We start from the raw sequence: 26,739 nt of genomic DNA on the forward strand, positions 1-26,739 counted from the left end.
CGTCAGACGGCCTCCTCCGTCGGGTGCTCCTCCACGGAGCGGGAGTCGGTGAGGCTCAGTGCGCCGCCGGCCGCGATCAGGCCGACGACGACGGCGAGGAGGGCGTAGGTGAGGCGCTCGCCGTGGAAGAAGGACGCGATGAGGTCGCCGCTCCAGGTGCCGGCGGGGAGCTGGGTGGTGACGAGGAGGGCGATGAGGGTGCCGACGACGGCCGTGCCGACACTGGAGCCGACCTCCTGGGCGGTGTCGTTGAGGGCGGCGCCGATGGAAGTGCGGTTCTCCGGCATGGCGTCGACAAGGGCGACGGCGCAGATGGTCATGACGGTGCGCAGGCCGATGGTCATGAGGACCATGCAGACCGCGATGACGGCGTAGCCGTGCTCGACGCCCCAGGCGAGCCCGGCGAGCGAGCCGGCGAGGAACCCGGCACCCACCAGGCAGGCGACGCGATGACCGAACCGCCGTGCGAGCCCCTCGGACAGCGGGGTCGCCAGGAGCATCGTGGCGATGATCGGAAGGTTGGCGAGGCCGGCCCGGACGGGGCTCCAGCCATAGGCGTACTGGAAGTGCAGGATCAGGCCGAACATCACGCTGGCCATGGCGATGGAGGTGCCGATCTGCGCGAGGGCGGCGCCACGGACGGTGCCGCGCGAGAAGAGGCGCAGGTCGAGCATGGGGGCGGCCGTGCGGCGTTCGTGCCGGACGAACCAGACCACCGCGACGAGGGCTCCGACGACCGACGCGAGGGTGGCCGTGGAGAGCCAGCCGTGTTCGACGCCGCTGGTCAGGGAGTAGCAGGCGAGGCCGATGGCGGCGACGCTCAGGACGGCGCCCGGCACGTCGAGGGAGTCCTTGGTCAGGTCCTCAGGGCGGTCGGCCGGGACGCCGAGCCGCACGCCGACGCAGGCGATCACCGCGATGGGGGCGTTGACGAGGAGCAGCCACTCCCAGGACACGTGCGCCAGCGCGGTGCCGCCGAGCAGCGGGCCGAGGACGAATCCGGACATGCCGACGACGATCATCACGGTCATGGCGCGCATGCGGAGCGCCTTGTCGTCGAAGAGCCGGAAGACGAGGGAGTTCGTGATCGGCGCCATCGCGGCGGCGGCTATGCCGAGGCCCGCGCGCAAGGCGATGAGGCCGCCCGCGGAATGGACGAGGAGCACGCCGAGGCTCAGCGTGCCGAAGACCGCGAGTCCGATCAGGAGCACGCGGCGGCGTCCGAACCGGTCCGCGATGGAGCCGGCGGTGAGCAGCAGCCCGCCGAAGGTGAGCGAGTAGGCGCCCGTCACCCATTGGAGCGCGGTCGTGCCCGCCCCCAGGTCGCGGCTGATGGTGGGCAGGGCGATCGACAGCAGGGTGTTGTCGACCATCTCGACGAAGAAGGCCAGGCAGAGCGCGGCCAGGGGGATCCAGGCCGCGCGCAGCGACGGGTAGGTGCGGGGCGGGTTGGTGAGCGTGGCGGTGGCCATGGCGCACTCCTCTCGATCGAACGTGGTTCGGTTATCGAACGATGTTCCATCCGGTACGATAGAACAACGTTCGATCCGATGCAAAGGTGAGAGGTGCACGCCATGGCACGCCAGCAGTCCCGCTCGGGCGGGGGGCGCCGACGCGCTTCGCACTCGATGGAGTCCGTCCTCGGCGAGGCGGTCGCCCTGCTCGACGAGGCGGGCGCCCCGGCTCTGACCTTCCGGGCCCTGGCCCAGCGCCTGGGCGGAGGCGTCGCCAGCATCTACTGGTACGTCGCGAACAAGGACGAGCTGCTGGACCTCGCCACGGACCACGTCATGGCCGGTGTCCTCGCCGACATCGAGACGCTCCCGACCGGCGAGGACGCGATCGACGACCTGCGTGCGATGGCCGTCACCCTCTTCGACGCGGTCGTCAGTCGCCCGTGGCTCGGCGCGTACTTCATGCGCAACACCGACGTGCAGAGCAACTCCCTGCGCATCTACGAGATGCTCGGCCGGCAGACCCTGCGGCTGGACCTCACCGCCCGCCAGCGCTTCCACGCCGTCTCCGCGGTCGTCGGCGTCGTCGTCGGCTCCGCCGTCGACATGGGCCAGGAACCGCCCGAGGAGATCCTCGACGGCGCGGTGGACCGTGACGAGTTCCTCGGCCGCTTCGCCAAGACCTGGCGAGAGCTCCCCGCGGAGGACTTCCCCTTCGTCCACGAGATCGTCGACGAGTTCGACGGCCACGACGACGTCGACCAGTTCCGCTCCGCCCTGGACCTCACCCTGGCGGGCCTCCGTATCCAGGCCGGCCTCTGACCTTCCTCGGTTCCCGGTCCTGAGCCGCGTACGCTCCCGGAACCGGGGGACGGAGACCCGGCCACGAAGGCGCGGCTTCCGGTCGACGGTTCACGGCACGGCACGGCTGTGCGACGGAGCAAGACCCGGCGTCCTCACCCGAGCGGGTCGTTTCCTCCCCGCTCCACAGCGCGGCCGATGAGTTTGTCGCTCCCGGTCGGTCCAAGCTCGTGGCAGCCCAGGAAAGGACACCGCCATGTCGGAGCTTCTCGTCGACTTCATCACCTCCCTCGACGGCTGTGCGTCGGGAGAGGGGTGGCCCGGTTTCTGGGGACTCGAAGGCCCGGAGTACCTCACTTGGCTCGGCAAGCAGCCCGAGGCCACCTATCTGATGGGGGCGAACACGTACCGCCTGATGTCAGGCTTCGCCGCGGGCGAGGTCCCGAGCGGCCAGGACGAGTTCAGGCCCGAGGAGGAGGCGTCCGTCGACGAGCTCACGCAGGCACCCAAGGTGGTGTTCTCGTCCTCGCTCGAGGCGCCGCTGACCTGGGCCAACGCCACACTCGTCCGCGGCGACGCCGTCGAGGCGGTCCGCGCGATGAAGTCGAGCGGCCCGGGACTCCTCAGCACGATCGGCAGCCTCAGCCTGAGCCGGTCCCTGCTCCGGGCCGGACTCGTCGACCGGTTCCGGGTCGTGATGTTCCCGGTGATCACCGGAGCCACGGGCGAGGAACGCATCTACGACGGCTATCCGGACGTCGCCCTCGAGATGATCGGCAACCACACCTTCGACGGCCGTATCCAGCTGGTCGAGTACAAGCCCCGCGTGCTCACACACCCGCCCCTCGTCTCCCCCCGGTGACATCGTCGCCTCCGCTGGCCCCGGCCGCCGCGGCGCCGCCACCGACACGGGCTTGACCACCAGGATCAGAAAGCGAGGGCCCGGTCCCCCGTACGCCCGTCCGCGGCCACGTCGCCCCTCTGGCACGCACCGCCCGCCCGACCGGCTCCCGGCGACTGCCCGGAGGGGCTCAGCGGAGTCGTCGCGCACGCAGCACGAGGTCGTCGGCGTGGTGGGCGCCGGCGCCGCCGTCAGGTACCACACGCGGTCGCTGCTCGTTCACCTCCAGCGTCCAGTCCTCGGTGAGCAGGGCGGCGACCATCGAGGGCCAGACGTAGTCAGCCGGGTCGAAGCCGCTCTCGTGTGCCTGCTGGGTCTCCATCCCCGCATGATGGACGAGGAGCAGCACCCCGCCGGGCGCGACGGCCGCGAGCAGCGCTCGTTCGGCTGCGGCGTCAGGAGTGCGCAGCAAGGCCGGATACTGCGCGGAGACGAGGTCGAACGAGCCCGACGGGAGCGCCGCCTCCGTGAGGGTGGCGTGTACCCAGCGAACACCGACGCCCGCGTCCCGTGCGTGCCCGGCCGCCCGCTCCAGCGCCACGCCCGAGACGTCGAGCGCGGTCACGTCCCAGCCCCCGCGGGCGAGCCAGACGGCGTCCGCGCCCTCGCCGCAGCCGACGTCGAGCACCCTCCCGGGCGTGAGCCCGGCGACCTCGGCCACGAGCGCACCATTGGGCCGGCCGCTCCACAGTTGCTGTCGGTCGGCGTATCGGTTGTCCCATTCCGTCCGCACAGCGGCGTCTCCGGCGTATCCGTCGCCGGGCGGAGGAGTGTCGGAAGCGGGCGATCCCGCTGTCATGTTGTCGGTCACGGGCCCAACGTCACCCGTGGCGGCCCCGAGACACAAGCCCTCTTGCCATTCCGGCAAAACGGCGATGGGGGCTTCCTCGTCCCCCCAAGCGGCTCGTCCCGGCCGTGGCCCTCTGCCACTGCCGGCGGCTGCGGCGCACGTGCCTCACCGTCACCGCCGCCGGGATTCCGGTCAGGAGGAGGGAAAGCCCCACCGGAAGTACCCCCGCCCAGACGGTCGGTGAGACGTACGCGGTGCCGGACGCACCGCCCACCAGCCACGCACGGACGGGTTGCGCATCGACGTCCCCCTCGACGGGCACCTCGAACGACGAGCGTCCGTCCTCCGGGGTGAAGGCTCCCGAGCAGGAGCTCGACGTTCCCGCGTTGGCGACGGTGTTGTCGTACGTACGGCATGCGGCCTCGGTCACCGTGCCGGCCTGACCCCACAGCGCCGCCCTCGGCTCTCCGGTGAAGTTCGCCAGCACCGCGGAGGACAGGACCAACCCGACCAGGCAGGCCAGCGCCAGCCACGGCCCGGGTCCGACCTGCTCCCGTCGCCCACCCAGAACGTCACCGCTCTCGCTCATCCCCGCCCCCGGATCGCCGATGGACCTTCATGGTGGCCGATCCCCCGGGCCGGCGGAGGGTCTTGAGCGCCGTCACCGCCCTGACGACGGACCGGGCGTGGCGAGGAACCGCGAAGCGCACCTACGCGCCGAGGGCGTCGACGAGGTCCGCGAACAGCGAGATGCCGAGGACGGCGACACCGATGATCCCGGCCACTGACAGGGCCACGACCAACGCCACCGCCATCATGATCCGCGTGCGCCGCACTGCAGACCTGTACGCGCTGTCGTCTTCCCAGTCCTGATCGTGCATCGCGACCCCCCTGGCAGACAACGTACAAGACGTCCGTGGAGCGGCGAAGTGCGGGTGACCTGAGGGGCGCGCGGAGCCGCCCCGGGCACGACCCCCGGACGTCTCTGTCCAGGACGTCGCGGACGGCGGACACCAGGACCCGGACGAGCGGTCAGATCTCCGCGTGCTCGGACTCCGTGTGCTCGCACGTCCTGGTCGGTGATCCCGTGCCGAAGTCCGGGCCGGTGAAGTCGGTCCAGGTGTTGGGGCAGGGATCTTCGCCGCCCGTGCCGCCGTAGTCGCCGCACCCGCAGGAGTGCGGTGTGGGCGGGGGCTCCAGTTCACCCATGCAGGGACGGCCGACCCAGTCGCGTTCCTCGGGAGACAGCTCCACGCCTGAGGCGCGTACGAGGTCCGCTGCCTTGCGGCGCGCTTCGATGAGCAGGGTGCCCACCTCGGCCAGGGTCCGGTTCTGGGCGTCTGTTCTGTCGTTCGAGGTCACGGCTGCCGTCCTATCAGGGATCGCGGATCCCTCCCCTGCGGCACGCCCGCACGACTCCTCCGGCTCATCCGTCAGGAGCCGGAGAGCTCGCTCCACGTGCACGCGGTGTCCCCCGTGCAGACGCCCAGGAGGCGACATCGCCGGGACGGTGGCGGCCGATGGGTGCCGGTTCCCGCGGTTCATCGCGGGTTCTCACTGTCACGGCGCCGAGGGAGGGCGGTAGCCTGCCCATGGGATCATGCCGAGCGCGACCGACGACCGGGAGAAGGCACTCATGGAACTGCTGCCTCCCGGTAGCTCGCTGGTGACGACCGACTGGCTTGCCGAGCGGCTCCACCACCCCGATCTGGTCGTCCTCGACGCGAGCGTCGGGGCCCATCGCGGGGCGGCGGAGCGGATTCCCGGCGCGAGGGTCTTCGACATCGACGGAGCGATGTCGGACCGGGAGAGCCCTCTGCCGCACACCATGCCTGAACTGGGTTCTTTCGCCCGCGCCTTGCGGGCGCTGGGCCTGCACGACCACAGCGTCGTGGTGACCTACGACGCCGCCGGCCTCTACTCCAGCGCTCGCGCGTGGTGGATGCTGCGCGTGGCGGGCTTCGACCGGGCCGCCGTACTCGACGGCGGCCTGCCTGCCTGGCAGGCCGCCGGCCTCGGCTGCGAGCCCGCCTCGGCGTCGACGGCACCCACGGCGGCCGGGACCTTCACCGCGAAGCCACGGCCCGAGCTGCTCACGGACAGTGCGGCAGTGACGGTCGCGCTCGCCGACGACGCCTCGGCCGTGCTCGACGCCCGCAGCCGCGAACGTTTCACCGGCCAGGGCGCGGAGCCGCGGCCGGGACTGCGGCGCGGCCATATGCCCGGTGCGGCGAACCTGCCCTTCACCGAGCTTCAGGTCGAGGGCCGGATGCGCGCGTCCGACGAGCTCCGTGCCCTCTTCGGCGTCGCCGCCGACGGGCGCGAACGTCTGGTGTTCAGCTGCGGCTCCGGTGTCACCGCCTGCGTCCTCGCCCTCGGCGCCGACCTGGCCGGCTACCGTGACCTTGCCGTCTACGACGGTTCGTGGAGCGAGTGGGGCCTGCCCTCCGGCCTGCCGGTCGAGACGACGAACCCGGCCGCCGGCTGACGTACCCGAGTCGGCTGGGGCTTCGCGTGGACGGCCGTCACGCTTCCCCGGCTCCCCCATCGACTCACCGCCTCGTACGCGGCCAAGGGGCGCATCACGGCCACCTCGTCGGCTGGCACCGATGGACCAGGGTCACGCGGTCGGACTCGGCGTACGGGACGGGATTCCGCGGCGGTCGGCGAGTCGAGCGGCTATCAGGCAGAACGCCGGTGCGAACAGCAGCTCGGCCACGAGGGCTTCCCAGGGTGCGTCCGCGGCGGTGCTGTCATCGGCCAGCTCTCCGAAAACCGCGGAGAGGGAGAAGGCGATCACGTTGTTGACCGTGTGGACAGCGATGACCGCCTCCAGACCCCCCGTCCGAACGGTGAGCCAGCCCCACCATGCCGCCGAGTAGCACAGCAGCAGGAACCCTGACATCTGCCCGAAGCCGTGGGCCAAGGCGAACAGGAGCGACGCCACCGCCACTCCGGGCCAAGGCGACCGAAGAAATCCGCCGAACAACTGGACGAGCCAACCGCGGAAGACGAACTCCTCGGCAGCAGCCTGGAAGGGAACGAGCGCCCAGAGAACCAACAGGCTCAGCAGAAGTTCGGACCAGCCGGGCATCTCCCCGGTGACGGCCTCGGGGCCCTCCTGGAACAGGCTCCACACGATCAGCACCAGGTTCTGGGTGACGAGCACGATCGCGGCCAGCCCGAGGCACCATCCCAGCCACCCCCACCGCAGCCGTCCGACGACGGACGCGAGGGTGCCGGCCGGCCGTTTCCCGCAGACGCGGACGGCGAAGAGCACGGCCGGAGTCCACAGGGCGAGGCCCACCAGCAGGACGGCGTTGTCCAGCAACGGATCGGCGAAGAACCTGTCGCTGTCCTCCGGAGCCCACTCCAGTCCCAGGAGCATGCCGGCGACAGCGGAGCCGATGAACACCAGGATCATCCCGGCCACCATGAGGGCCAGGACGAGAAAGAACTCCCCTACGCGCGCGCCCGTGCGCTGCCGTCCATTGCGCCCTTGCTCGTGGTAGGCGGACCCTGGTGGTGCGGTCGTCGGGCCGAGTGCACGGGGCGGCGGCATGGGGCCCTGCGGGCCCCATGCGACCGGTGGCATGGGCCATGGCTGTGCGGGGGGAACTCCGTCCTGCGGCGGAGGCGCCCACGGCTGGTGGGGGTGGTGCGGAGGCCCTGGTATCGGATCGGACATCGTCAACTTTCTCGACATACGCATGCACGGAGCACTGTCCGCGAAGTCTGTCACCCCGCCCGCCCCTGAAGCCTCGCACATGCGTGAAGCGGTCCGATCGGCCGCCCGGACAAACGCGGGACGGTGTCCGGCATCAGGGGCAGGCGTGCCCCAGGGCCCGATGGCCCATCCACACCGCCACATCACACACCCTCAACGCGCTCACCGTCCGCGGCAGCCCTGCGGCCTGTCGCAAGGCCAGCAACCGCCGATGCAGAGCGCCGTCGTCCTCCCGCAGCGCGGTGTGGAGGGCGAGCCAGAAGGACGGCGGCCGGCCGATGGCGCAGCGCACCACGCGGTCGTAGACCGGGATCAGCCGCGGGCGCTTGCGCGCCAGGATCTTCCCCGCGATGACCCATCCGACTCCCGGCTGTTCCGTCAGGAGATGCCACGCCTCGTCTGCCGGTGAGCCCTCCGCCACGGCTCCCGACCCCGCGTCAACCAGGTCCACGTCTCCGGGAATGGCCCGGAGCAGCCCGGAGAGCTTCGCGCCGAGAGGTCCCTCCAGCATGTCCAGGGCCACCCGGGCGGGAACGTCCACCGACAAGGTCTGCACGGCGACCATGTCATCGGCGGTGATCCGGTCGGCGACGTCCGGCAGGTCTCCCCCGCCGGCCAGATGCTCGAACCGACTGCCCGTGAACGCCACATCCCCCGGGGGCAGACCGATCCCGTAGTAGCGGCGCAGATCGTCCACCGCCCGCTCGGCACTGAGCAGTTCGTGCAGTTGCCGGGCCAGCCCGGAAGCACCCTCGGCAGGCACACCAGAGGCGGCAGTGGGCAGGGCCACGAGATCACCGACCTTCGTCGAAGCAGTCCGTCGCTGCCGTCCTCGGCAAGGACCGGGCCGGCCTCGCGACGCCTTCGCAGCCTAAAGGTCAGCCCCTGCCGGCCACGGGGGATTCGCGGATCCGGTCCGCGCCCTCTCGTCGGCGGCTGCTCGGCCACAGCTACCGGAGCGGTATACGCGACAGGGGCCCGGCGTCAGCCGGGCCCCTGTCATTCGTAGCGGGGACAGGATTTGAACCTGCGACCTCTGGGTTATGAGCCCAGCGAGCTACCGAGCTGCTCCACCCCGCGTCGGTGACACCACTCTACACACCCGTCGACGCGGGACGGGCGGACGGTGGGCCCACGGCAGCACGGCTGACCGTGCGCCGACGTCTACCGTGGGCTCATGACCATCGCATGGCGGAAGGACCGGATCGGGACGGCCCTGAGGGGGGAGAACCCGACGGTGCTGCGGCGGATGACGGCAGGGTTCGCGGTGATCGGCGACGTACAGTTCCTGCCCGGCTACTCCGTTCTCCTCGTGGACGAACCGGGCGTGGAGCGACTCTCCGACCTGCCGCGGGACAGACGGATGTCGTTCCTGACCGACATGGATCAGCTCGGCGAGGCCGTCGAGCGGGCATGCCGTCGCCTGGACCCGGCCTTCCGCAGGGTCAACCTGGAGATCCTCGGGAACAAGGACCCCTTCCTCCACGCCCATGTGTGGCCGCGGTACGACTGGGAGCCGGCCGAAGCCGTCGGTGCACCGGTCTGGCTCTACCCGAGCGACCGGTGGAGCGACGAGGAATCCCGGCTGGGCCCTCGGCACCAGGTGCTCAGAGAGGCGATCAGCAGCGAACTCGACCTGCTGCGGGTTTGACGTCCCGATGTGCCGCCCCGGTACCTCGGGGTCACCGCCTCGGTCACCGGCTCGCGCGGAGCCCCGCCGGGGTGAGGCCGGTGTGCAGGCGCATGGTGCGGGTGAGGTGGCTCTGGTCGGCGAAGCCGCACAGTTGGGCGATCGCGGCGATCGGGGTGTCCGTGGTGAGGAGGGCGCGGCGGGCGCGCTCCAGCCGCAGTTGGACCAGGTACCGGTGCGGCGACTGGCCGGTGGACGCGCGGAACGCCCGGGTGAAGTGCGAGGGGCTGACGCCCGCCACGGCGGCGAGCTCGGGCAGCGAGAGCCGTCCGTCCAGGTAGCCGTTCATGTGGTCGACGACCCGGTTCAGGCGCTTGGGCGTGAGCCCGCCCTCACGCTCGGGCAGGCGCGGGCGGCGGGTCGCGGCGGTGCGGATCACGTGGGCCGCGAGCGCCTGCAGCATCGACTGGGCGTACAGCGGATCGGCGGGCTGCGGTCCCTCGTACTCGGCGACCAGGCGCTCGACCAGCATGCCCAGGAACGGGTCGGTCAGGTGGTAGCGCGGGGCCAGCTCCAGCGGGCCGGGCAGGTCGCTCTCGGTGGCGAGTTTCTCCAGCCAGGCCGGTTCGAGGGCGACCAGCAGCAGCTCGGCGTCCTGCTCCCAACGCGGCCGGGACGCCCAGCCGGCCGGATTGACCAGCGCCTGGCCGCGGTGGAAGCGTTCGCGCCGCGGGTGACCGTCGGCGGTCCAGCGGAGGTCGGCCGAGCCGCCGGTGTGCACCACCACGACGTGCCGGGTCGGTCCGTCCGCGCCCTCCACGCCGCCGTCGGCCCGTTCCAGGCCGCGCTCGACCACGCCCTCGTCCAGGTCGGCGCCACTGCCGGAGAGGCGGACCAGGTGGGGCTTGATCAACGACGCCGCCGTCACGGAGCGCAGGGGCGCCGGGGTCGTCGCGGAGGTCGCGGGTGGTGGAGGGGTCGGGGCTGCCGGGGGTGTCGCCATACTGTCGATTCTGGTCCCTCCGGGTGAGGAATGCCGAACGGGCGGCGCCCTCGTCCGCGGTGTCGGCCGGGATGGTGAGCGGTTCGTTCCAGGGCCCGTCGGATTGTTCAAGCCCCTGAGGGCCCCCGCGTCGGAGAGTGGTCGGGCGAACGTCCCCCACGTCGGGGGACCACCCCCTCATCTGGCGAGGAGCCGTAGATCATGAGCAGCAACCACTCCCTGGCGGGCAAGGTCGTCCTGGTCGGCGCCGGTGCGAAGAACCTCGGCGGGCTGATCAGCCGCAACGCGGGCGCGGACGGCGCCAAGGTCGTCGTGCACTACCACTCCGACGGCACCGCGCCGGACGCCGACGCGACGGTCGCGGCGGTCAAGGCGGCCGGTGGCGAGGCGGTCGCCGTCCAGGGCGACCTCACGAAGACCGCCGACGTGGAGCGGGTCTTCGCCGTCGCGCAGGAGACCTTCGGCGGCGTCGACGTCGCCGTGAACACTGCAGGCATGGTGCTGCGCAAGCCGATCGTGGAGACCACCGAGGCCGAGTACGACGTGATGCACGCGGTGAACGCCAAGGCCGCGTACCTGTTCATCCGCGAGGCGGGCAAGCAGCTGAACGACGGCGGCAAGGTCATCACCATCGTGACCTCCCTGCTGGCCGCCTTCACCGACGGCTACTCCACCTACGCCGGCGCCAAGGCACCCGTCGAGCACTACACCCGCGCCGCGGCCAAGGAGTTCGCCGCCCGCGGCATCTCGGTCAACAACGTCGCGCCGGGCCCGATGGACACCCCGTTCTTCTACGGTCAGGAGACGCCGGAGCGGGTCGCCTTTCACAAGTCCCAGGCGATGGGCGACCAGTTGACGAAGATCGAGGACATCGCGCCGATCGTCGCCTTCCTGGCCACCGAGGGCTGGTGGATCACCGGCCAGACCCTCTTCGCCAACGGCGGCTACACCACGCGCTGAGCCGTTCCGCTCCTGCCGTCGCCCGGGTCCGATCGTGGCCCGGGCGACGGCCGTCCCGGCCGGGGGGCCTACACCGGTGAAGGGCGGGCAGTCCGTGTCGTGGGCCGCCCCCTCCGCGGTCGTTCTCTCCTGCTCATGAGGCCGGCGCGGTCATGTCCCACACGATGTAGTGGAAGCGCCGCTGGCGGTTCTCCGCGGGACCCAGGTACTGGAGGGCGGCCACGTGCCCGGCACTGGTCGGCAAGCAGAACCAGGAGCCCATCGGGGCCATCGACTCCGACCCTGAGGAGTGGTCGCGGATGAGGTTCGCACAGTGGGTGGGGGTGGCACCCTCCAGAGAGCGCGCGACTCTTCCGTTCATCGCCGCGAAGCTGTCGTCACCGCCCCACGAGATGTCCGGGCCGGCCACCGTCTTTCCCGCGGTGCCGTGTTCGAGATCGGCACTGTCTCCCGGGCTGAGAGCGACGTTGCCTGACCCTAGGGTCTCCGGGGCTGCGCTCGTGGAAGGAGAGGGCGAGGCGGTGTCCGGGGTCTGTCCGGCTGAGGCACTCGGTGGTGTCGCCGGCGTGGTGGCCGACGGGACGGGGACCGTTGCGTGCCCCGGCGGTGGCCCCGACTGCGGCGGGCTGGGTCGCTGCTGGGTGAGGACCGTGACGACGAGGCCGAGGACCGGGATCAGGATGCCGACCACCCACCAGGCCCAGCGCGGCGGCCCGCTGTGGACGGGCGAGGGTGCGTGCGGCGGCAGTCGAGGGGGGTGGGGAGGGACGGGCGGCAGAGCGCCGTTCGGATCATTCGCCATCTCAAGTCCCCCGACCACGTGCCGCTTTGACGTCCTGGATGCAAGATCTGCACAGTATCCCGTACGTGGTGGCCATGCCATCGACCTTTCTCCGACGGGACGGGCGCGAGGTCCCCACTACAGGCCCCCCCTGCCGACAGCGGGCGGCGTCTCCGTCCGAGCCTCGGCTCGTCCCTCGCCCGGACCGGGCCCTCGGCACGAGATTCTTCTCGCCACCTGCCATGCAGGGCGCGGTCGAGCTACCTTCAGACTCGATCCCACGACCATGACCAGCAGCACCACGATGACCTCCACCGCGACATCCTTCAGTGTGGCCCCCCTGGCTCGTCCTCCGGGGCACGTTCACTCAGCTCGGCTCGTCCCTGATCCCGACAACGGCCGACAAGGGCCTGACCACGCTCATGCTGGGCCGGGCTGCGCCGTGCCCTCGGCGCGGCCGCGACGTACGGCTTCGCGCGGTTCCAGGGCTGGACGGCGGTCGTCCCGCCCTGGTCCCTCGCGGGCGGCCTGGCCGCCACCCTCCTGATCGGAATGGTCGCCGGTCTCTATCCGGCGATCCGCGCCTCCCGCCTCCACCCGACGGTGGCGCTCAACGCGGCGTGAGCGCCGGGCGACGAGTGCCGGGCCGTGGGGCAGGTTCGGGCCCCGAGGGGCCCTTGCGGGCGGCTGCGGCCCGCAAGGGCGTCGGTCTCAGGACGCGGGCAGGGTGGACACGACCTTGCCGGAGGCGTCGGCGGCGAGGTAGCCGCTCGCCTGGTACTCGTTGCTGAGGTAGAAGCGCAGGGTCGGCCGGTCGTCGTTGAAGGTCCAGCGGTCGACGATGACGTAGCGCGACGTGGGGGCGTCCACCTTGAGGTCGCGTTCGCCGCGCTTCATCAGCGCGGGGAGGCTGTCCCAGGGCATCGTGGACACGTCGAAGGGCTGCTCGTCGGCGTCGTCGGCGCTGATGGTGCCGCCGGGGCCGGTCTTCCTGGCCACGCCGGCCCGGTACTCGTACGCGTCGTAGGTCTTCGCGCCGGGCCGGGTCGGGATGTTCGCCAGGGCGTACTCCTCGTAGACGGTCAGGTCCTTGATGGTCGTGGTGCCGCTCACCTTGCGGAACTCCTCGATGACCGTACGGACGTTGGCGGTGGTGAGGAGGCTGCCGCGGACCGCGGGGGCCGGCGCGGACGTGGACGGGACCGCGCCCGTGCCCGAGTCCTGCCCGGGGGTGCGTACGGCACCGCTCGGCGAGACGCCGCCCTTCGCCCCGGTGGTTCCGCCGGTGCCGTCGTCGCCGTCGGGGATCAGGTTCACGACGCCGGTCACGGCGGCGGCGGCCAGCACGAGGCCGACGGCGACGCCCGCGACGCGCTTGCGCGGGTTGGCGGGCGCGGGGGTGGGCAGCGTCGGCGGCCCGAAGCCAGTGCCGGGAGCGGCGGGCGGGCCGTAGGCGGGATGCGGGTACGACGCAGGCGGCGCGAACGGGCCGTGGCCGGCGGGGGCGGCGACGGGCGCGGAGGGAACGGCGGAGACGGCGGCGTGGGCAGGAGACCCCGCCGCGCCGTTCTCGGCCTCCGCCAACAGCCGGTCCAGGAGCGCCCCGTCCGGGCGCTGCGCCGGGTCGCGGACGAGGAGGCGGGTCAGTACGGGCCCCAGCGCGCCGGACCGCACGGGGACGGGGATGGGCTCGTCGAGCACCGCGACCACGGTCGCGAGGCTGGTGGCGCGGCGCAGCGGGTGGTGGCCCTCGGCCGCCACGTAGAGGAGCATGCCGAGCGACCACAGGTCGGAGGCCGGGTTGCCCTCCTCGCCGCGGACCCGCTCGGGGGCGATGAACTCCGGCGAGCCGATCAGGTCGCCGGTGGAAGTGAGCCGGGAGGTGGCACCGTCGAACGCGGCGATGCCGAAGTCGGTGAGTACGGCCTCGCCCGCGTGGCGGAGCAGTACGTTGGCGGGTTTGACGTCGCGGTGCTGGATGCCGGCGGCGTGCGCGGCGCGCAGTGCGGAGAGGACCTGACGGCCGAGGGCGAGCACCTCGGGGACCGGCATCGGGCCCGCGGCGAGCCGGTCGTACACGGAGCTGCCCTCGACGAGCTCCATCACGATCCACGGGTGCGAGCCGTCCTGCGGCTCGATGATGTGGTGGATCGTCACGACGTGCGGGTTCGACAGCCTGGCCAGGGCGCGGGCCTCGCGGACGGCGCGTTCGCGCAGCTGCGCGGCGAATCCGGGGTTCGCGTCCTCGACGGCGGGGTCGGGCGGGCGGACCTCCTTCAGGGCGACGTCGCGGTCGAGGGCGATGTCACGGGCGCGCCAGACGGTGCCCATGCCGCCGCTGCCGAGTCGGGAGATCAGTCGGAAGCGTCCGTCGACCAGAGGTCTTCGGTCGTCATTCGTGCTCATGGGCGGTCATCGTAGGCGCTGACGAGTGGCGGGCCGGACCGGGCCCAGTCCGTGACCCGGCCCGGGTGGGCGGGCGCGGCCACGGGGCCGTGTCGCACGCGGCTACGAGGCCGTGTCGTTGTCGCCGGTCAGCGCCCGACGTGCGGCCGGCGCTCCGAGTCGGCTACCGGGCAGGAGGCCGTGACCCGCGTCCCCTGCCGCCGCAGGGCCGGTGCCGGGCCCGGGGAGCACGGCCCTTCCTCCAGATCTCCCGGATCAGCCCGGCCGATAGGTTCCCACGCTCCATTCGTGCCCCTCCGGGTCGAGGACGCGAGCGCGCCGGGTGCCCCACTCGGTGGCCTCCGGCTCGATGACCGGCACGCCGCCGGCGGACACCGCGTGGAAGTACCACCGGTCCACGGCTGCCGGCGACGGGAGACACAGGTACAGGCCGCTCCCCGTGCTGCTGCCGTGAAGGGCCGGCCTGCTGTACTCGGCGTGCGCGCCGGCCACCATGAGGACCACGTCCCCGCATCGGATCTCGGCGTGCGCGAGGGAACCGTCCTCGGCGTCCTGGCGGCGCACGAGCTCGAATCCGACCGCCGTGAGCCAGGCGAGGGCGGCGTCGGTGTCCCGGTAGCTGAGGTAGGCGTGGAGATCCGCGGCCACGACCCCGGCGGGTTCCGGCTCGCTCACCACTCCGGCGCCTCTGGTCACCCGCGCTGTGTTCGTCATGACGCCCTCCTCTGTGGGGCGTGGGCACCTTCTCGGGGCCGCATTCCGTCGGTCGCTCCCGAGCGGCGTCCCGATACGTCCGGGGTTCGCATCCACGTCCTGCGTGGGATCGGCTTCGCTGCTCGTCCGTACTCTCTCTTCTCCCGAAGGCAGCCCCTCGGATGCGCCGTGCGTACCGGGATCCCTGGAGGCGCGGCCGCGCGGAGGGCGCTCGGGCGGAAGGGTGAAAGGCGCCGCTCCGGACGCCGAGGCGCATCCGTAGGGCGACGCGTCGGGAAAGGAGGCAAAGGGCCATGACGGCGCCTCGTGGTGTCGCTGCCCGCCCGGTACCCCTGCGGGGTACCCACGGGCGATGGACGGATTGGGGATCGATCGTGCGACTCAAAGACGAACTTCCCGTGGATCACCATCTCGCCACGGTGTACCGCTGGGGCGCCGCGCTCTGCGGATGCATCCTGCTCGTGTTCGGCTGTCTCGGCTTCGCCGACGCGCTCAGCCCCTTCGACACGTCCGGCGACCGGATCGCGGGCATGACGACCAACACCGCCCTGAGCGTGATCTCGCTGGTGGTGGGACTGGTCCTCCTCGGGGCCGCCGTGGTCGGGGGGAACATCGCCTCCACCGTGAACGTGATCGTGGGCGGTTCGTTCCTGCTCAGCGGGTTCTACCACCTCTTCGTACTCGACCGGCCGGCGAACTTCCTCGACTTCGGCATGAGCAACGTCATGTTCAGCTTCGTGATGGGCCTGCTGATCGTCACGTTCGGGATGTACGGCCGCGTGTCCAGCAAGCTGTCCCACGACAACCCCTACTGGCAGCGCCGCCATCCGCGTGAGGCGGCCGCGGAGTCGCTCGCGCGTCGGCGGGCCACCCACGCGATCGCAGCGGGGACGGACCACACCGGGTCCCCGGCGCGTCGGGGCACATCCCCGTCCACTGCGTCGCAGGGCGAGTGACCAATGCGGACAGGGGCACCACCGCCCCTGTCCGCACCGGTCACATGACGTCCCGCTCGGCCCCCTCCTCAAGGGCGTCAGGGCACGGGCGTGGCGCCCGGCTCGACGGTCCGTGCGCGCCGGTCCGGCGCCATCGCTTCCGTGAGTCTCCGTGCCATCCAGTCGGGGCCCCGTCGCCCCACCTCGCGCGACCAGGTCCGCAGGCCGGGCAGGGGCTCTTCGAGCAGGCGCCGGAGGGCCGTCGCGGCCGTCGTCCCGTCGAGTCGCGACGGGTCGAGACACAGGGCCACCCCGGCCCGTTCGGCGTCGTGGGCGATGGCGAACTGGTCGCTGGAGAAGGGCAGGACGAGAGCCGGCGTACCGGCGGCCAGCGCTTCGGTGAAGGAGTTGTTCCCGCCGTGGTGGACGACCGCGTCCACCTCCCCGAGGAGCCAGCGCTGGGGCACGGCCTCGTCGATGTGGACCTCGGGTCCCGCGAGGTGCGCCAAGGCCGGCGCCCGGTCGCCCGCCGCCACGATCGCGGCCGCGTCGGGCAGGTGGGTCCGCAGGCTCCTCACGAGGAGCGCGAGGACGTCGTCGCGCGCGCAGAGGAACGTGCCGAGGGCGATGAGCACCACACGCCGCCGCGCGGCCCTGAGCCGTCCGAGGACGGCCTCCCAGTCCGCTCCCGGTCCCGGCTCCGCGGCGGGGACGCAGTGTCCTCCGTGGAGGAACACCGTGCCGTTCTCCGGGCGACGGGGCAGCCAGGGAAGTTCGGGATAGTTGAACACCACCGCCTGCGGTGAGCTGAGGGCGAAGGCACGGCCGGGAGGGGGAGCGTCGGGAGCGTGGCGGCGTGCCGTCTCCGCGAAGCGCCGGGTGAACGTCGTGTCGACGGCCCGTGCCGCGCTCCGCAGCTCCGCAAGGTCGCCGGCGGAGGGGCGGATCGCCTCAGGCCACGCGTACGGCACACCGAAGAGCGCGTGCTCGGAAGCGGGAACGTACGTGGGGTGGCCCGGGCAGAAGGTGGCATAGGGCAGTCCCAGGCAGTGCAGGGCGAGCGTGACGGGGTAGCTCAGCTGGTCGACCACGTACCAGTCGGGCGTCAGCCGGGCGTGCAGGGCACGGATCCGTGCCAGCGTGCCCTCCGGGTCCGGCAGCATGTCCTGGCTGCGGTGGCGGCACTGCGTGAGCAGGGCGGAGACGGCTCCGCGGCGGGTGGAGTCGAGGAACTCGTCGAGACGGTCGCGCTCGGCGGCCGCCTGCGGGGTGTTCCGGGCCACCCCGGTGTTCGCGTTCCGCGTGACGGTGAGGGGCGCGAACCTCACGTCCGCACGCTGTGCGAAGCCCTTGAAGTCCGGGCCGCAGGCGAAGACGACGTCGGTGCCCGTTCGGGCCAGCGCTCCGGCCAGTACGGAAAGGGGTTGGGCGTGGGAGGCGAACGGGGGGCTGATGACGACCACCCGCGCAGGTCGTGCCCTCGGGGCTGATGGCTCCATGCCGGTGGTTTCGTCCCCGTCGGCGCCGTCGGATGCAGCGTCGCCGGATCTCGGCGGGTCCGCCTGCTCGTCCGCGAGCACGGCCCGGACGCACGAGCACGGCCCGGACGCCGGCCGGCCACGACGCGGCCGTGATCGCGACGCCGCGCTGCGCAGTCCTCCGTGGCACTCCTTCGCCGGTCGCCACCGCGTCTCGACCCGTGCGAAGACGGGGTCTACACTCCGCGATCATGATCGATCTCACCGGTGCGGACACCGATCCGCGTCTCTTCGACATCATGTCCACCATGCGCGCCATGCGCCGCATCAAGCCGGATCCGGTTTCCGAGGAGCTTGTCGAGCAGCTCGTCCAGGCTGCGGTCTGGGGGCCCAGCGGCGGCAACATGCAGCGCTTCGAGTACGTGGTCGTGACCGACCGGGAGGTCATGGCGCGCCTGGCTCCGCTGTGGAAGCGCTGTGTCGACGCCTACCTCGCCACGACGGGCGCGCTCGCTCCGGCGGGGATGGACGAGACCGCCTACGGCCGGATGGTCGCGGCGATCGAGTACCAGCGCGACCACTTCGCCGACACCCCCGTGCTGGTCATCCCCTGTTATCAGTTCCCCGCCCCGCGCGTGACCGAGGAGGGCTACCTCGCTTCCGCGGCGGCCCTCGGCCCGGCGGCGACCCAGCGGATGATGGAGACGCAGGACCGCTTCATGGCCCTCGCGGAAGGATCGTGCGTCTACCCCGGCGTCCAGAACCTCCTGCTGGCCGCCCGCGGCCTCGGCCTCGCGGCGAACATCACCATCTGGCACCTGATGCTGGAGGAGGAGTGGAAGCAGGCCCTCGGCATACCCGAGGACATGCGCACCTTCGCCGCGATCCCCGTCGGCCGGCCCATGGGGAACTTCGGGCCGGTGAGCCGGCGCCCGGTCTCCGAGGTCGTCCACCGCGACCGCTGGTAGGTCCCGAGAAGGCGCGGCCCGGTTCACCGCGTGCGTCATCAGGAAGCGCCTGCGGGACGACCGTCGAGCAGCCTGGCCACGCGGTGGGCCGAGTGCGCGGTGGGCACGACCGGTAGGACGCCGGAGTACGGGTGAGTACCCGTACTCATGCCCGCGGGCGACCGGTGGTCCACCGTGGTGATCACCAACGGACCGATGTGAGGAAACAACCGATGCCGACTGCGTCCCGCTCCCGCCGCGTCCCGCGCCTGCGCCGGCTCGTCGCGCTCGCTACGGGCAACTGGGCCGCCCGGGGCTATCTGGCGGTCTTCTCCGTCTCCTTCATCGTGATGTTCCTCCTCCCGGACGCCCCCGTGGCCGGCAGCCCCCTGGTGCTGACGGCCCCCCTTTCCTTCCTGTGCCTCTTCCTGCCGCTCGACCCCGGCGCCGAGGTCGACGGTGCGGCCGAGGTGACGGCGGTCGCCGTGTTCGCCGTGTGGCTCCTCCTGTGCGCCTTCGTGAACGCTGCCGTGATCGGCGCCCTCGCCACGAGAACCGGGACCGCCGCCTCGGACGGCGCGCGCGAGCCCCACCCTCGGATACCTGCCCCGGCTGAGCGGCAGGGAGCCGACCGGACGGTGCCCGCGGGCACGCGTCCGCAGAAGGTCCGCGCCCTGCTGGCGCCCGCCGTGGACAACTGGCTCGCACGCGGGTACCTCGCCGTCGTCGCAGCGGCGCTGGGCTTCTTCCTGTGCGCCGCGTTCGTGCTGCCGGATCCCGGGTTCGCCGGCATCTGGCCCCTCATGGCCACGGCGCCGTTCAGTTTCGTCGCGATGGCGTTGTCGTCACCCGTCGAGTACCTCTCCTCGAACACCTGGCTCGCCCCGTTGGTCTTCTCCCTCGGGGTGGTGCTGTCCGGGCTGGTCAACGCCGTCCTGCTCGGCCGCCTCGCCCGCAGGCTGCGGGCGAGGGAACCGCGCTCGGCCACCAGCTCCTAGCCAGCCGCGTCGCCCGACCTCGGAGACCTGACGGGCCGCCAGTCGTTCGGCCCTCGGCTCGGCCGGACCTCAGCGGGCACCCGCCCGCCCGGCGGACTCCAGTACGGCGGACAGGAAACGACGCACCGTCTCCAACTCGCCCGCCCCGAAGCCTTTCGCGGCCGCCACGACTTCGCCGATCACCGGCCCGAAGAAGGCCCACCCGAGTGCGTGGGCCTTCTCCTCGACCTCCAGCAGCACGCGTCTCCGGTCCGCCGTGTCCCTGTTCCGCCGGACCAGGCCGAGCCGCTCCAGCCGGTCCACCAGGGCAGTGGTCCCGGCAGAGTTCAGTCTCAACTGCTCGCCCAGCCACCCGGGCGTGGCCCGCGTACCGGAGCGGGCCGCGTCCAGCAGGTGGATGAGGGCCCGCACGTCGGTGGGATGCAGTCCGTGGCGCGCGGCGAACTCCGCCCCGAGCAGGTCGAACTCCACCGTGACCGCGCGCAGCAGGTGGACCAGTTCCCTCTCCGGGCTCTGATCGTCCATCCGTCCTCCTCGACGTGGGCCTAATATCTCGCTGAACGAGATTATCGCCCAGCGAGAGGAATCTTCGTGTCCCTGCCCTCCTTCGACCTCGCCTACGACGAACTCCGCCTCCGCTGGCCCGCATCCACGGAGGAGCACGACGTCGCCACGCCGTACGGGCGCACCCGGGTCCATGTGTACGGACCGCCGGACGGCAGCCCCCTGGTGCTGCTGCCGGGCGGCTCCGCCACCGGCCTCAGCTGGTTCGCCAACGCGCCGGTCCTGGGCGAGCGTCACCGGGTCCATGCGGTGGATCTGCTGGGCGACGCCGGCCGCACCGAACGCCGGGGCATACGGCTGAAGACCGCCGACGACCTGACGGCCTGGCTGGACGCACTCCTGGACGGCCTCGGGCTGGCCCGCGCGCACCTGTGCGGCCACTCGTACGGCGCCTGGCTGGCCACCAGGTACGCACTGCACGCCCCCCAGCGGGTGAGCCGCCTCGCCCTCGTGGACCCCACCCAGGTCTTCGCCGGGTTCCGCCTCCGTTACCTTCTGCGCGCGCTCCCCACCCTGGTGCGCCCGAGCGAGACCCGAGCCCGCTCCTTCCTGGCCTGGGAGACGGCAGGCACGCACCCGGACGAGACCTGGCAGCGCCTCTACGCTCTGGCCACCACCGTTCCCGGCCGGAAACTCGTCGCCGGCACCCGCCCCCGGACCACCGACCTCGCCATGCCCGTCCTCGTCCTCCTCGCGGAACGCAGTCGCGCCCACGACGCCGCCCGAGTCGCCGCCCGAGCAGGCCGCATGCTCGCGCACGGCGAGGTGGCGGTGCTCCCCGGAGCCACCCACCACTCTCTGCCGCTCACCGATCCGGGGCGGTTGAACGGCCGGCTGACGGCTTTCCTGAACTGATTCCGGCGCCGTCGGCACGCGCCGGGCCGGCTCCCCCGCGTCCCGTGCGGGAGAGCCGGGGGCACCGGCCGCCGGGACGGCACGAGCCGCGCGGGCTCTCAGACGGTGACGAAGTCGTCCGCGAGGAACTCCTCCAGGAACCTCTGTGCGCGACGGTCGAAGTCGGTGTACTGCGCTTCCCGTTCGGCGCCGGCGACGGCATCGCCGACCAGGAGGTTGCCGTCGGCGTCGATGCGCTGCGGTCGGTCCTCGGCGTCCAGGAGCAGGCCCACGGTGGAGCGGGAGAAACCGCAGTAGTAGGCGATGCCGTCGCTCAGGTTGGCTTCGAGGACGGCATGCATCGACTCCGCGACGGGGTCGTCGGCGGTGGCGCCGGCCAGGGCCAGCCACAGCATGCGCTTGCCGGCCAGCCGGGGCTTGCTGCGGCCGTAGGCGAAGCCGTAGTTCCAGACGCGGTCGATCCATCCCTTGAGGACGGCGGGCACGCTCTGCCAGTAGACCGGGAAGACCGCGACCACGACGTCGGCGTCGAGAATCCGCCGCATGTGGGCGTGCGTCTCGTCCGAGTACGGCTTCTCCCGGTTGCCCCAGTCCGGCTGGTCCTCCACGGTCATCCGCGGGTCGAACCCCTCGGCGTGCAGGTCGAGGAGGTCGATGCGGTAGCCGACGGCCTCGAGCCGGGCCGCCGCCCGGCGCGCGGTGTGGGCGGTGAGGGAATCGCTGCGGTGGTGGGCGACGACCACGAGGGCCGTCCTGGTGTCACTGCTGTGCTGCGGCACGGTGTCTCCCGAGAGCTCGGTCTGTTCGGTGAGTCCAGTACAACCGCAGCCTCGTGGATGATCCATGGGAGAAACTCTCCCCGACATAGGAGATCGTCTACGATTGCGCGGTGGATCCCCTGAGTTCACTCCTGAGCGGCATCCGGGCCGAGGGCTCGGTCGTCAGCCATGCCGTCCTGACGGCACCCTGGAGCATCACCTTCGCCGACGCCGCCCCGCTCACCATGGTCAGCGTGCTGCGCGGAGGCGGCACGCTGCTTCTGTCCGACGGCACCGAGCGCGCGATCGGTGCGGGCGACACGGCCGTCGTCCGGGGCCCCGCACGGTTCCGCCTCGCGGACCGGCCGGACACCGTCCACCGTCCCCACTCCGCGTACGAGATCAACTGCTTCGCGGATGCCGCGTGCACCGGCCGGGAACTCGACGGCATCCACTGGGGCACCGGCACGGAAGGGGCGACGGCGCTCATCGTGGGCGCGTACCGCGCCTCGGGACATCGCCACGAACGGCTCCTGCGGGCGCTGCCCGACGTCCTGGTCATCACCGAGGACGCCGAGACCTGCGCCTGGCTGGAGAGCTCCGCCGCCGACGCGGCCCGGCTCTCCGCCGGTTCGCAGGCGCTGATGGACCGGCTCCTCGACTGGGCGCTGGTCTGCACCCTGCGCACCTGGTTCGACCAGGCGGGCGCCGACGCGCCCGGCTGGTACCGCGGCCTCGCCGATCCGGTCCTCGCCCCCGCCCTGCACGCCTTCCACGGGCGGCCCGCCGAGGGCTGGACGGTCGCCTCGCTGGCCGCCCAGGCCGGCGTCTCCCGGGCCCTGTTCGCGCGCCGCTTCACCGAGCTGATGGGCCGTCCGCCCCTCGCGTACCTCACGGAGTGCCGCATGGACGACGCCGCGGCGCTCCTGGCCGACACCGACCTCAGCATCGCCCAGATCGCCAGGACCGTCGGCTACGCCGACGCCTTCGGCTTCAGCGCCGCTTTCAAGCGTCACAGGGGCCTCAGCCCCAGCACCTTCCGCGCCGCGGCGGCGTGAGTCCGGCACCCGGCCGCCGCGGCTCGGTCACCCCGCCCCGGAGCCCGGCACGACACCGAGGCGTCGTGCCGGAGGCCGCGAAGGTCCGGGCGGGTCAGACCGTTCCCTCCGGGCCGCTGCCGTCGTTCCCCGCGAACCGGGCCGCCGTGAGCCCGAGGCCGGGGGGCAGGGTCGACCGGGCGGCGTTGTCCATCAACATGCGGCTGCAGAACTCGGGCCCGTCGCCCTCCTCCGGGAACCGCTCCAGGTAGCACGCCCCCAGCAGCCGATAGCGGGGATTGCCCTCGTGCAGCTGCCGGTGCTGTTCCGCCTCCGAGTCCAGCACGCCGCAGCCGACGACGAGGCTCTCGGCCAGCAGGAAGTCCACGAAGGGCTCCGCGTGCGCGGCCAGCTCGTGCACCAGGATCTCCACGAGACAGCCGGGCCACTTCATGTCCCGGCCGGCCGTGACCCGCACCGTCACGGCGAACCGGCAGCCGGGGTTGGCGGCGCGCCAGGCCCGTATCCCATCGGCCGAGTCGTGGGTCAGGTCCTTCTCGGCGCCGCCCGCGGTCACCCCCAGGAGACCCGTGGCCCCGCTCGCCCTCCCGTAGGTGCCGAGCACCGCCACCTGGATGTCGAGCACATCCCCCAGCTTCTCCAGCAGGGGCCTGTCCAGGCTGTCCTGGACGCTCAGGATCGAGTCCTCGCCCGGCTCCTCCCAGAGACCCCACCGGGCGTCCTCCGGGCATGCCGCCCGGTCCACCGCGGCAAGCTGTGCGCGCGCGTCCGACCAGGTCCGGTCGGAGAGGAAGTTTCCCCCGAAGATGATGGTCATGCGACTGCCCCCTGAGCGTTCGTTCGCGACGGCCGCCGCAACGAGACCGCTCTTCGGGCCCGTTGCGGCAGATGTGCCGGAACGATAACGGCTAAGGGCCGTAAAGCCCTTGCCGTACACGCCAGTTGACCGCACCGCATCACGACGGCCGTCGACGGGAAGCGGCCCAGGGCAATTCCCAGGACGGCATGACCGGGGTCTGGTTCAGGAACGCCTCTCGGCGTCGTTCGCCCTCCGACCGGCCGGAAGGCCGCGGAAACGGACACGCGCCTCCCCCGTCGACGGTGCGATGATCCTGAACATCGCCAACGGGCGCCGGGACGTGCCGGGTGTCGCCGGTATGCCCTCCTCGTCCTTCCGCGACGCCACGCCCCTCGGTCCCCGTCGACACCGGCGTGTCGGGCCGCGAGAACCGCTGAAGAAATGACACACGTAGGGCATTCCATGGACAGTGAACTCACGCAAACCTGCTTGGACTTGCTGCACCAGGCACGACAGCTGCCGCTCGATGACGCCCAGCGCCACCTGCTCGAACGGGCCGCCCGCGACCTCGTCCGCGACGGACGCCACCGACGCCGCGCCCAGGCCCGCGCGGAACGCGCCGGAGCCGATGCGAAACTGCTGGCCGCCACCGCGACCGGCGCCCCCGACCGCATCATGGACGCCGCACTGGCCACCGACACCACGCCCGGACGCAGTCTCACCCCGCGCGACGGGAGCGCACCGTCGAGCGACTCCCGTACGGGAGACACACAGCCGCAGGGGTCGCCGGACGGCGGCGAGTCCCCCGGGCTGCTGCATCGCCCTCGACGCTGCTACGTCTGCAAGAACCACTACCGCCAAGTGCATCACTTCTACCACCAGCTGTGCCCCGCGTGCGCCGACGAGAACCTCGCCCACCGCTCGGCCGGCACCGACCTGACCGGCCGGCGCGCGCTGCTCACCGGCGGACGTGTCAAGATCGGCTACCAGACGGCTCTGATGCTTCTGCGGGACGGTGCCCAGCTCACCGTGACGACCCGATTCCCCCACGACGCGGTGCGCCGCTTCGCGGCCGCGCCCGGAGCAGCCGACTGGTGGCACCGGCTGCACATCGCCGCCCTGGACCTGCGCGACCCCCGGCAAGTCCTCGCCTTCACCGATCACCTCCTCTCCCAGGGCCTGCCCCTGGACATCCTCATCAACAACGCGGCCCAGACCCTGCGCCGCTCCCCGCGGGCCTACACCGCGCTCGCCGCCGCGGAGACGGCTCACGCCTCGCTCCCCGCCGCTCGGATATGGACCGCACCGAGCTTCGCCTCACCCGGCCCCCGCACCGCACCCCTGCCGTGGACGGCGGAACTCACCCCACGGCCCGCCACACCCCGCACCCTCGCCGGCGCCACGCACACCGCGATCGAACCGGCGGCCGCCCCTGAGCCACCGGCCGCGGTCGACGAGGCGGGCCTGCTCACCGAGACGGCCTCCGGGAACTCCTGGACGCTCCGGCTGGGCCAGGTCGACCCCGTGGAACTGATGGAGGTCCAGCTGGTCAACGCGGTGGCGCCCTTCCTGCTCGCCGACCGCCTGCTCCCCCTGCTCGATGCCTCTCCCCGCTCCCACCGCTACCTGATCAACGTCTCCGCCGTGGAAGGCCATTTCGACGTCCGCAACAAGACGGGGAATCACCCCCACACCAACATGGCCAAAGCGGCCTTGAACATGCTCACCCGCACCAGCGCCGCCGATCTGGCGGCCCGCGGCATCCACACCTGCAGTGTCGACACCGGCTGGGTCACCGACGAGAAGCCCCTCCCTGCCCGGGAACGGCACGCCGCCACCGGATGGCGCACGCCCCTGGACGTCGTCGACGGCGCGGCTCGCATCTACCACCCCATCGTCCGGGGGCAGGCCGGAGCGCCTCTCCACGGCACCCTCCTGAAGGACTACCGGTGCGTCCCGTGGTGACCCTCCCCGGCCGGCGTCGCAGCGCACCCGGCTCATGCCGCGCCCTCGGGCGGCGTGAGCCGGGCGGCTTCGCTGCCCTCGTCAGACGGCCGTGGTCAGCAGGTCGCTCAACGGCTGGGCGGAGTCCGTTCCGGAGTGGCCGAGGGGCGCGTCGAAGCTCCAGACGAGGAAGAGCAGGAAGACCACCAGGGCGCTGAAGGTGGTGGCCAGCAGCAGTTCGCGGGCGGAGCGGCGGATCTGCAGGGTGTACAGCAGTCCGAGGGTGACCAGGGCGCCGGCCACGAGGCCGAACCAGAGGGCGGGAGGCAGAGTGGTGCCGGAGGTGTCCAGGCGCTGGTGACGGGCGTCGTCCGCGGCGGCGACCTGGTCGAGGAGCGGCTGATAGGCCTGCGCCTGGAGCTCGTCGGCCGGGGTGCGGTGAGCGATGTCGCTCCGGATGCGGCCGAGCAGTTCGGCACCGGTGCCGTCGACGGGCAGGTCGTCCTTCAGAGCCGGCCATTCGGCGGTGACCGCGTGCCGGGCGTAGGCGTCGATGTGCTCCTTGATCCGCGTCCGGAAGGCGTCGGGGTAGACGTCCAGGCGCTGATCGATCTCGTACAGGGCCTGGGCCTCGCGCTGGACGGTGTCCTCGGCCGCGGTACGGGCCTCCCACACGCCGGCGATCGCCAGTCCGAGCACGATGGCATAGACGACGCCGACCATCATGACCATGTACTCCAGCACGTCCGGTGTCTCGGAGGTGTCTTCGTCGACGGCGACGCGGCGGTGCCGCAGGACGGTCGCCGTGACGACGAGAACGCAGACCAGGACCGAGGCCAGGGTGTAGACGAGCCATTCCGGCATGACGCAACTCCAGGACGAACGAGGTGATGTGCAGCGGTACGGGGGTCGGACGCGGTCGGCCGGTCGAAGGGCGCCGCGGCCGGGTGGGACAGAGGGTCAGCCGCGGCCGCGTCGGCGGGCCCCGGGACGCAGGGCGGCCGCCGCCAGAACGGCCGGCAGGGTGATCACGACCGTGGACATGGTCATCGAGAGCGTGGCCGGAGCGGGACGGGACGGGCCGCCCGTGTAGTGCACGCGCGGCTCCCACCGGAACCCCTTGGGCGCTTGCGCCCGGGCGGGGATCGTGAGACCCGGCGTCGACGCATCCGGCGGGAGCTCTTCGGGGACGGCTGCCGGCGGCGACGCGGGGGACGGAGGTGTCGGAGCAGCATG

Annotated in this window: 26 protein-coding genes, 1 tRNA gene and 1 pseudogene; 12 read left to right on the forward strand and 16 right to left on the reverse strand. The window is 72.1% G+C overall.

The features are described 5' to 3' along the window. Positions 1-2 precede the first annotated feature (2 nt). The gene (locus tag ACZ60W_RS00140; RefSeq protein WP_469753042.1) at positions 3-1,472 is read right to left on the reverse strand and encodes an MFS transporter; all 1,470 of its coding nucleotides are present in this window, start codon (positions 1,470-1,472) and stop codon (positions 3-5) included. A gap of 156 nt (positions 1,473-1,628) precedes the next feature. On the opposite strand from ACZ60W_RS00140, the gene ACZ60W_RS00145 reads away from it, so the two are divergent. After that, positions 1,629-2,276, forward strand: coding sequence for a TetR/AcrR family transcriptional regulator (locus ACZ60W_RS00145; RefSeq protein ID WP_469753256.1), 648 nt, complete (start codon positions 1,629-1,631; stop codon positions 2,274-2,276). Positions 2,277-2,511: 235 nt separating this feature from the next. Further along, positions 2,512-3,117: a dihydrofolate reductase family protein gene (locus tag ACZ60W_RS00150; RefSeq protein WP_469753043.1), complete on the forward strand. Its 606-nt coding sequence runs from the start codon at positions 2,512-2,514 to the stop codon at positions 3,115-3,117. 169 nt (positions 3,118-3,286) lie between these two features. Here the strand turns inward: ACZ60W_RS00150 and ACZ60W_RS00155 are convergent, their stop codons facing one another. Next, on the reverse strand, positions 3,287-3,967 hold the full coding sequence (locus ACZ60W_RS00155) for a class I SAM-dependent methyltransferase (RefSeq protein ID WP_469753044.1): 681 nt from the start codon (positions 3,965-3,967) through the stop codon (positions 3,287-3,289). A gap of 1,011 nt (positions 3,968-4,978) precedes the next feature. After that, positions 4,979-5,308, reverse strand: a complete 330-nt coding sequence (locus ACZ60W_RS00160) for a DUF6422 family protein (RefSeq protein WP_469753045.1) — start codon at positions 5,306-5,308, stop codon at positions 4,979-4,981. Between the two features lie 274 nt (positions 5,309-5,582). Here ACZ60W_RS00160 and ACZ60W_RS00165 point away from each other — a divergent pair, with 274 nt between their 5' ends. Then, the gene (locus ACZ60W_RS00165; RefSeq protein WP_469753257.1) at positions 5,583-6,434 is read left to right on the forward strand and encodes a sulfurtransferase; all 852 of its coding nucleotides are present in this window, start codon (positions 5,583-5,585) and stop codon (positions 6,432-6,434) included. A gap of 132 nt (positions 6,435-6,566) precedes the next feature. Here the strand turns inward: ACZ60W_RS00165 and ACZ60W_RS00170 are convergent, their stop codons facing one another. The 3 genes from ACZ60W_RS00170 to ACZ60W_RS00180 form a co-directional block, all read right to left on the reverse strand. Beyond that, positions 6,567-7,370: a lysostaphin resistance A-like protein gene (locus ACZ60W_RS00170; RefSeq protein WP_469753046.1), complete on the reverse strand. Its 804-nt coding sequence runs from the start codon at positions 7,368-7,370 to the stop codon at positions 6,567-6,569. 397 nt (positions 7,371-7,767) lie between these two features. Then, the gene (locus ACZ60W_RS00175; protein WP_469753047.1) at positions 7,768-8,463 is read right to left on the reverse strand and encodes a DUF6308 family protein; all 696 of its coding nucleotides are present in this window, start codon (positions 8,461-8,463) and stop codon (positions 7,768-7,770) included. A 216-nt stretch (positions 8,464-8,679) separates the two neighbouring features. After that, positions 8,680-8,753, reverse strand: a tRNA-Met gene (locus ACZ60W_RS00180). 97 nt (positions 8,754-8,850) lie between these two features. Here ACZ60W_RS00180 and ACZ60W_RS00185 point away from each other — a divergent pair. Further along, the gene (locus tag ACZ60W_RS00185; RefSeq protein WP_469753048.1) at positions 8,851-9,324 is read left to right on the forward strand and encodes a diadenosine tetraphosphate hydrolase; all 474 of its coding nucleotides are present in this window, start codon (positions 8,851-8,853) and stop codon (positions 9,322-9,324) included. 43 nt (positions 9,325-9,367) lie between these two features. Here ACZ60W_RS00185 and ACZ60W_RS00190 read toward each other — a convergent pair whose 3' ends face one another. Next, complete coding sequence (locus ACZ60W_RS00190; RefSeq protein ID WP_469753049.1) at positions 9,368-10,306, reverse strand: helix-turn-helix domain-containing protein; 939 nt, start codon at positions 10,304-10,306, stop codon at positions 9,368-9,370. Between the two features lie 201 nt (positions 10,307-10,507). Between ACZ60W_RS00190 and ACZ60W_RS00195 the strand changes: the two genes are divergently transcribed. Continuing rightward, positions 10,508-11,266, forward strand: coding sequence for an SDR family oxidoreductase (locus ACZ60W_RS00195; RefSeq protein WP_469753050.1), 759 nt, complete (start codon positions 10,508-10,510; stop codon positions 11,264-11,266). Positions 11,267-11,399: 133 nt separating this feature from the next. Here the strand turns inward: ACZ60W_RS00195 and ACZ60W_RS00200 are convergent, their stop codons facing one another. Continuing rightward, positions 11,400-11,627 (reverse strand): hypothetical protein, encoded by a 228-nt coding sequence (locus tag ACZ60W_RS00200; protein ID WP_469753051.1) that lies wholly within the window; start codon positions 11,625-11,627, stop codon positions 11,400-11,402. An 867-nt stretch (positions 11,628-12,494) separates the two neighbouring features. Here ACZ60W_RS00200 and ACZ60W_RS00205 point away from each other — a divergent pair. Next, positions 12,495-12,671, forward strand: a pseudogene (locus ACZ60W_RS00205) (ABC transporter permease); the annotation flags it as partial. 87 nt (positions 12,672-12,758) lie between these two features. On the opposite strand, the gene ACZ60W_RS00210 reads toward ACZ60W_RS00205, so the two are convergent. Together ACZ60W_RS00210 and ACZ60W_RS00215 are read right to left on the reverse strand one after the other, a co-directional pair. Continuing rightward, complete coding sequence (locus ACZ60W_RS00210) at positions 12,759-14,453, reverse strand: serine/threonine-protein kinase (protein ID WP_469753052.1); 1,695 nt, start codon at positions 14,451-14,453, stop codon at positions 12,759-12,761. 255 nt (positions 14,454-14,708) lie between these two features. Next, complete coding sequence (locus ACZ60W_RS00215) at positions 14,709-15,167, reverse strand: VOC family protein (RefSeq protein WP_469753053.1); 459 nt, start codon at positions 15,165-15,167, stop codon at positions 14,709-14,711. Positions 15,168-15,541: 374 nt separating this feature from the next. Between ACZ60W_RS00215 and ACZ60W_RS00220 the strand changes: the two genes are divergently transcribed. Then, entirely contained in the window at positions 15,542-16,123 is a 582-nt protein-coding gene (locus tag ACZ60W_RS00220) for a DUF4383 domain-containing protein (protein WP_469753054.1), read from the forward strand. A 77-nt stretch (positions 16,124-16,200) separates the two neighbouring features. Here the strand turns inward: ACZ60W_RS00220 and ACZ60W_RS00225 are convergent, their stop codons facing one another. Further along, the gene (locus tag ACZ60W_RS00225; RefSeq protein WP_469753055.1) at positions 16,201-17,565 is read right to left on the reverse strand and encodes a glycosyltransferase; all 1,365 of its coding nucleotides are present in this window, start codon (positions 17,563-17,565) and stop codon (positions 16,201-16,203) included. Between the two features lie 266 nt (positions 17,566-17,831). Here ACZ60W_RS00225 and ACZ60W_RS00230 point away from each other — a divergent pair, with 266 nt between their 5' ends. Further along, the gene (locus ACZ60W_RS00230) at positions 17,832-18,548 is read left to right on the forward strand and encodes a nitroreductase family protein (protein WP_469753056.1); all 717 of its coding nucleotides are present in this window, start codon (positions 17,832-17,834) and stop codon (positions 18,546-18,548) included. Between the two features lie 212 nt (positions 18,549-18,760). After that, positions 18,761-19,525 carry an SCO4225 family membrane protein gene (locus tag ACZ60W_RS00235; RefSeq protein ID WP_469753057.1) on the forward strand — a complete coding sequence of 255 codons (765 nt, stop codon included), beginning with the start codon at positions 18,761-18,763 and terminating at the stop codon, positions 19,523-19,525. Between the two features lie 69 nt (positions 19,526-19,594). Here ACZ60W_RS00235 and ACZ60W_RS00240 read toward each other — a convergent pair whose 3' ends face one another. Further along, positions 19,595-20,050, reverse strand: a complete 456-nt coding sequence (locus ACZ60W_RS00240; protein ID WP_469753058.1) for a MarR family winged helix-turn-helix transcriptional regulator — start codon at positions 20,048-20,050, stop codon at positions 19,595-19,597. A gap of 66 nt (positions 20,051-20,116) precedes the next feature. On the opposite strand from ACZ60W_RS00240, the gene ACZ60W_RS00245 reads away from it, so the two are divergent. Then, positions 20,117-20,944 (forward strand): alpha/beta fold hydrolase, encoded by an 828-nt coding sequence (locus tag ACZ60W_RS00245; protein WP_469753059.1) that lies wholly within the window; start codon positions 20,117-20,119, stop codon positions 20,942-20,944. Positions 20,945-21,042: 98 nt separating this feature from the next. On the opposite strand, the gene ACZ60W_RS00250 is transcribed toward ACZ60W_RS00245, so the two are convergent. Continuing rightward, the gene (locus tag ACZ60W_RS00250) at positions 21,043-21,723 is read right to left on the reverse strand and encodes an NAD(P)H oxidoreductase (RefSeq protein ID WP_469753060.1); all 681 of its coding nucleotides are present in this window, start codon (positions 21,721-21,723) and stop codon (positions 21,043-21,045) included. Positions 21,724-21,833: 110 nt separating this feature from the next. Between ACZ60W_RS00250 and ACZ60W_RS00255 the strand changes: the two genes are divergently transcribed. Beyond that, entirely contained in the window at positions 21,834-22,760 is a 927-nt protein-coding gene (locus ACZ60W_RS00255; RefSeq protein ID WP_469753061.1) for an AraC family transcriptional regulator, read from the forward strand. Positions 22,761-22,854: 94 nt separating this feature from the next. On the opposite strand, the gene ACZ60W_RS00260 is transcribed toward ACZ60W_RS00255, so the two are convergent. Then, positions 22,855-23,577 (reverse strand): hypothetical protein, encoded by a 723-nt coding sequence (locus ACZ60W_RS00260; protein WP_469753062.1) that lies wholly within the window; start codon positions 23,575-23,577, stop codon positions 22,855-22,857. A 444-nt stretch (positions 23,578-24,021) separates the two neighbouring features. On the opposite strand from ACZ60W_RS00260, the gene ACZ60W_RS00265 reads away from it, so the two are divergent. Beyond that, the gene (locus ACZ60W_RS00265) at positions 24,022-25,524 is read left to right on the forward strand and encodes an SDR family NAD(P)-dependent oxidoreductase (RefSeq protein WP_469753063.1); all 1,503 of its coding nucleotides are present in this window, start codon (positions 24,022-24,024) and stop codon (positions 25,522-25,524) included. An 81-nt stretch (positions 25,525-25,605) separates the two neighbouring features. Here the strand turns inward: ACZ60W_RS00265 and ACZ60W_RS00270 are convergent, their stop codons facing one another. Beyond that, complete coding sequence (locus ACZ60W_RS00270; protein ID WP_469753064.1) at positions 25,606-26,367, reverse strand: bestrophin-like domain; 762 nt, start codon at positions 26,365-26,367, stop codon at positions 25,606-25,608. Positions 26,368-26,463: 96 nt separating this feature from the next. Next, a complete protein-coding gene (locus ACZ60W_RS00275; protein ID WP_469753065.1) occupies positions 26,464-26,601 on the reverse strand; it encodes a hypothetical protein in 138 nt (45 codons plus the stop codon). Positions 26,602-26,739 lie beyond the last annotated feature (138 nt).

The organism is Streptomyces sp. NPDC104202 (assembly GCF_055584185.1).